2 protein-coding genes are annotated in these 3055 nt (G+C 65.2%); both read left to right on the forward strand.

Annotation, left to right across the window (positions count from 1 at the left end):
* The first annotated feature begins 64 nt into the window (after nucleotides 1-64).
* Nucleotides 65-880: a hypothetical protein gene (locus VN856_RS15820; protein WP_325690646.1), complete on the forward strand. Its 816-nt coding sequence runs from the start codon at nucleotides 65-67 to the stop codon at nucleotides 878-880.
* 398 nt (nucleotides 881-1278) lie between these two features.
* Nucleotides 1279-2361, forward strand: coding sequence for an IS110 family transposase (locus VN856_RS15825; RefSeq protein WP_325690644.1), 1083 nt, complete (start codon nucleotides 1279-1281; stop codon nucleotides 2359-2361).
* Nucleotides 2362-3055: the final 694 nt, after the last annotated feature.

A 3055-nucleotide genomic window follows, 5' to 3' on the forward strand; every position in this document is an offset into this window, starting at 1 on the left:
ATCCGTGGCCGAGTTCATCGCAGACCAAAAGAACATCTCTGGTCGCTCCCCTGCGCAATTCGTCATGCGGAAACTTCCCCATGTCACCGCGCTGTTCTGGATCATCAAGACCATCGCGACCACGTTGGGGGAAACCGCAGGCGACATGTTTTCGCAGACCCTCCAGCTCGGGAACCTGGTCGCCACCATCCTCCTGCTGGGGCTGTTGCTCATCGCGGTCGTGATTCAACTGCGGGCGCGACGTTTCCACGCCGCGCTCTTCTGGACGGTGATCGCGCTGACCAGCACCGCAGGCACGACGTTGTCGGACCTGCTGAATCGGAATTATGCACTGGGCTACGCCGGCGGTGCGCTTATTCTCGGCACCGGACTGGCGATCGTCCTTGTCATCTGGTGGCGCAGCGGCCAGACGCTCGACGTGGAGAATCTCGCCACCTTCAAAGGCGAGCTACTGTTCTGGATCGCCGTCGTCTTCTCAAACAGTTTGGGGACATCCACCGGCGACTACTTAGCCGGGCCCGCAGGGCTTGGGTTGCGGGGCACTGCACTGCTGCTCTCCGCGATCATGGTGGCCTTGCTTGCCGCCCACTACTTCACCCCCATCAACGGGATGCTGCTGTTCTGGATCGCGTTCATCCTCACCCGCCCGCTCGGTGCCGTGCTCGGAAACATCTTGAGCAAGAGCCGCGATCACGGCGGCTTGGACTGGGGGAACGCCGGCGCAACCGGAGTGCTGGTGGCCGCCCTCATCGGACTGGTCGCCTATCAAACGGTCCAGGTCCACCGCAACCCGCTGCTGCCGCTGCCGGCCCCGATCAACCGCCGCACCGGTGAACCCCAGCGTCCCAACGGCCAGCTCATCACTCTGCCGCAGACCTGACTTGGCACCCGTCAGGAGCAAGCGGACCCTCCGCAAGGACCTCGCTGTCTTTCCCAGAATTCCAACTGCCGCAGCTAGTTACGGCCCACGCCTACGCCGATCATTTCGACGACCAGCCGCCGCGGCCCTGGCACGCGACTACGACGGCAAGAACTTGCGCAACCTGCCGGCAGCGTTGGACCTGGCCGCCCTGAAACGCCTACCCGAGTCGCAACGCTACCCATCCGCGTTGGGGACCACCATCGTGCCCGTGTTGATCGCAGAGCTGGCTTAGACCGTATGGGGTGACTGCTCGCGGAGTGGAGTAGTTGCTGGCCGGCGCCTCGCTCGCGCAATCTCGTGGGTTACCGAGTGTGGTTCCGTGCTCGGCCTTTCCGACAGGTGTGAAGGAGGCCCCGGTGTTTTGCGAGCGTACGAGCGTTGGTCTGGATGTGCACGCGCGTTCGGTTGTCGCGGCGGCGATCGATGGGCGAAGTGGCGAGGTGTTTCGGGCGCGGTTGACGCCGTCGCATGCGGAGGTCATCGAGTGGGTGGGTAAGCTGCCGGGCCCGTGCGCGGTGGTCTATGAAGCCGGTCCGACGGGTTTCGGGTTGGCGCGGGCGTTGTCGGCGGCGGGACTGCGATGCCAGGTCGCGGCGTCATCCAAGCTGCTTCGCCCGGCTGGGGATCGGGTGAAAACCGATGCGCGCGACGCACTGAATTTGGCGCGGTTGTTGCGGTTGGATGAGGTTGTGCCGGTGCGGATTCCGAGTGCGGCCGAGGAGGCTGCCCGGGATCTGGTCCGCACCCGCGAAGCCGCCCGAGCGGATTTGATGCGGGCCCGACATCGGTTGTCGAAATTGTTGCTGCGTCACGGGATCGTCTACTACGACGGTAAAGCGTGGACCGAACGCCACGACCGGTGGCTGCACCACCAGCGATTCGACGCCGCCCCGACCCAGTCCGCGTTCGAGGATGTCTACGAGGCGGTGGTGCTGGCCACCGCGCGGCGTGCCCGCCTCGATGAGAAGATCACCGCGCTGGCCGCTGACAGCGAGTTCAGCCCGCTGACGCGACGGCTGGCATGTCTGCGTGGCATCTCGACGTTGACCGGGTTCGCGCTGGCGGTCGAGATCGGCGACTGGGACCGCTTCACCGGCGCGAGCATCGGCGCCTATCTGGGGCTGGTTCCCAGCGAGTATTCCTCCGGGACCAGCCGCACGCAGGGCGCGATCACCAAGACCGGTAACAGCCACGTGCGGCGGCTGCTGGTGGAAGCCGCCTGGCACCACCGCAGTACCTACCGGCCCGGAGCGGTACTCAGGCACCGTTGGGATCAGGCCCCGGCCGCGGCCCGTGCCCGTGCCCATGCCGGCAACCAGCGCTTGCATGCCCGCTGGGTCGGATTAAACCTGCGCAGGAAACCAGCGGTGATCGCCAACGTCGCTGTCGCCCGCGAACTTGCCGGCTGGTGCTGGTCGCTGGCGGTGCTGCCCGACTAGAAAACCCCGGCCCCGAGCCGACCGTGGAGGGATCGAATCATCCAGGCCAACAGCGCGAGGAGCAACGCGCTCCCAGGCTATGAGCAACCCGTGGCGCCCCCGAGGTGCCGCTGGCCACGCTCGTCCTTAGACCCGCGCTACGCTCCCAGCCGAACACCCGGTCCTGCGGTAACCAACCCGCGCATTTCAGCCTTGACCACGCGTCGCGAAACGACACGCTGACCTCGACCTCGATCCCCCCACGGTCCTCCCCGATTCCTGTTCCCCATAGCCGCAACACAATGACGTCGCACCTCGCCGCCGTCAAGGCCAAGCCCCTTCGGGGTGGGGCCTTGCGGCCCCAGCCTTGACCTCGGCTCGCCGGGCGACGTCGACGAATAGCAGCCATCGGGGAACAGGAAAAATCCTGCCCTGCAACGAAATCAGGGCCAATTCGGCGTGTCCACTTGACAAACCGTCCCCACATATCAGCCTCGATCCGCGGACTGATTGCTGGAGATCGGGTGTGTTGAAATGAGGAAAGTGCCCTCTGAGCTGGGATGATTGGAGTTACCACACGACAATCAGAGCAGCGCAAGAAAGGCACTTCCGGTGCAAGTGTCGCACAGGTTCACCCCGGCGTCGGCGGTGTTTGACGACGACTCTCTCGTGTCGTGCGCCGGGCTGGTCCCGGTGATGACGCTGGCCGCTCAGA

Origin of the sequence: Mycobacterium sp., assembly GCF_035603715.1 — a bacterium.
In the GTDB taxonomy this organism is placed as follows: Bacteria; Actinomycetota; Actinomycetes; order Mycobacteriales; family Mycobacteriaceae; genus Mycobacterium.